The 2,426-nt window shown below is 55.9% G+C and carries 4 protein-coding genes; all 4 read left to right on the forward strand.

The window, feature by feature from the left end; all coding sequences use genetic code 11:
- A partial coding sequence (locus P7F28_RS15630) for a hypothetical protein (RefSeq protein ID WP_277185428.1) occupies positions 1–492 on the forward strand: 492 nt, incomplete at its 5' end.
- Positions 493–530: 38 nt separating this feature from the next.
- Positions 531–788 (forward strand): hypothetical protein, encoded by a 258-nt coding sequence (locus P7F28_RS15635; protein ID WP_277185429.1) that lies wholly within the window; start codon positions 531–533, stop codon positions 786–788.
- 321 nt (positions 789–1,109) lie between these two features.
- A complete protein-coding gene (locus P7F28_RS15640) occupies positions 1,110–1,535 on the forward strand; it encodes an HU family DNA-binding protein (RefSeq protein ID WP_277185430.1) in 426 nt (141 codons plus the stop codon).
- A gap of 203 nt (positions 1,536–1,738) precedes the next feature.
- Positions 1,739–1,975, forward strand: a complete 237-nt coding sequence (locus P7F28_RS15645) for a hypothetical protein (RefSeq protein ID WP_277185431.1) — start codon at positions 1,739–1,741, stop codon at positions 1,973–1,975.
- The last annotated feature ends 451 nt before the right edge of the window (positions 1,976–2,426 follow it).

Here is a 2,426-nt window from a genome sequence, read left to right on the forward strand (position 1 = left end):
TACTACTGGCAAAAGTTTGAACAAGACCTCAAGAATGCTCAGGTTGGCTATTTCGGTTCGAATAACGTAAAGATTCTCGAACTCAAAGAGCGATTGCCGAAACGACTGTGGATAGCGAAAACTCCGAAAGGTATGAAGGGCTCGCTTCAACTTCTCGGCTCGTTGCTGGTGAGTGATGTGCCGAAGGTCGCCGTGAACACAAGCCACTCGAACTTGGTGTTTTACGACCCGTTTTCACCGGAGTCTGTGATGTTCACCGACGCTGATGCTCCGGAGCGAATCGAGGCGGTCAATCGCCTTCTCCAACATCGCCTCCTACACGCGTACAAGTCCAACTTTCAAGGGGACGCTGGCCTGCAACCCTTGGAATCAAACGTCGTCCGAGAGCTCGAGGCATTAACGTCTGGATGGAGCAAAGTCCAGATGCTTCAACGCGTAAAAAACGCCGACCAGGTCAGGCCTATCAATCCGTTCGCACAGCAGTCGCACTAGGGTGATTAGCGTGCTTTATGTGGTCGCGGGAGACGTAGATGACAGCCAACGCAGAACTTGCAGATATCCCAAGTCATGAGCTTGTTGATTTGCTCGATTACATGGTTTGGGAGATGAGCAATCGAGGCCGGCCCGACGTGCTCAGGTGGCGTCAAGAGTTGCTTGCAAGGCAGGATGCGGACACAGAGAACGTCGTACGGGCTATCGCGGTATGCGACGATTATCTCGCGCCTGAGGGTTCGGACGAAAGTCGAGCCGCTCAGGCGGTCGCGTGGCCCAAGCTGAAGCCAACCTGAGCAAGGTCTTAACGGCCAGTGTCTCAGCCAACCTGCTCACAACAGATTGGCTACAAAATTCTTCGGCCGATGCGGTCGAGTGGCCTACTCTCCTCGACCCGAACAATCAGCTGCTTTAGTAAAGCAATGACGAGACCGTCACGTTGCAAATTCGAGATATTTCGCCGAAACGCCTTGTTTTAAGGGGTTTTCTTGTTGTCAATTGTATGAACCGTTGCTAGGCTAGTCCGGCTTACGACGGCGCATGTGCCGAGCGCTCGACGCTGTGGGGTGCTTCGTCTTAAGCGTTCTCGAGAATCCATTCCTAAATAGAGGATGCAAATGGCAACGAAGACCGCAAAACCTGCAGCCAAGAAAGCTGCGACCAAAACAGTAGTCGCAAAGAAGGCAGCAGCTCCGGCCAAGAAAGCCGCTGCGACGACCGCTGGCCCAAAGCCGCTGAAGGAAACCTTCACGAAATCGTCCCTGACAGCGCACGTCGCCGAGCAAGCCGGCGTTGAGCCGAAGCAGGCAAAGGCAGTATTGGCAGCGCTCGAAGATACGATTTTGGGTTCTGTGAACAAGAAGGGCTTGGGCGAGTTCACGCTTTCCGGCCTGCTCAAAATTAACGTGCAGAAGGTTGAAGCCAAGAAGCGCCGCTTCGGAAAGGACCCGTTCACGGGCCAGGAGCGCTGGTTTGATGCCAAGCCGGCGACGGTGAAGTTGAAGGTCCGTCCACTGAAGAAGCTGAAGGACGCGGCAGCATAATCGACTGCAACGACCAACAATAAAGCCCGCTTGACTGCGGGCTTTGTTTCGATGGCCTCTGCTCGACCGTCATCGAAGGCGCAGGCGTAGAACGCATTAAAGGTGTCAACGCTGCGTCTATATCCGTCTGGCATCAGCAGCCGGGATATGGAAACCGCCCACACTGCCGTCATGTTTTTAGCGCCGCTGCCGTTAACCGCGACATGAACGATAAAAACCCTTTCGAATTCCCGCCGGGCACCTCAATGCGCGATGCGGCCCAATCCGTCGGCTTGACCGTGGCGGCCGTGCGCAAAGCCCAAGGCAAGCCCAATCCCAACGACTTCCCTGTCGGTTCGGCAGAGTTCGAAAAGTACGAGGCCGAGTTCCTCGAGGACGTTTTGGCGTTCATGGGCGACGATCCTGCTAATCAGGGTGCATCCGACGAACTCGACGTTTAAGGCATTAGACGGCCGCGCAAGCTCGGGCGGCCGCAAATAGCGACATTCAAAATGTTCTCGACCATATGCGACGAATGCGGCGCTGAGATCCGTCACCAGGCCGCAAGCTGCCCGCGCTGCAAGACTTCATTGCCGGGAAAGATCGCGTCTGAAACGCCTGGACTGAGCGACAAGTCCTCCTCCCGCGCGAGCCTCGCTCCAATAACCGCGGTCCTAATCGCTATTGGGCTTGCCGGAACCATCACCTTTGCGGCCTTTCTGACGAAGCCAGCCAACGACAGGGAAATTCGCTTCAGAAGTGCGACATCAGTGAGCGGTCGTGTCATTCCCGAGTCCGACCAAGCCGCCGCCACGAACTCCAAGCCTTCGATCTAACCCAGTCCCGCATAGACGGCCCCCGAGCAATCCAGGCATTGGCTACTTCGCCGGACGGCGAGCTACGATGCGAAGC

Origin of the sequence: Caballeronia sp. BR00000012568055 (assembly GCF_029439455.1) — a bacterium.
Taxonomy (GTDB): Bacteria; Pseudomonadota; Gammaproteobacteria; order Burkholderiales; family Burkholderiaceae; genus Caballeronia.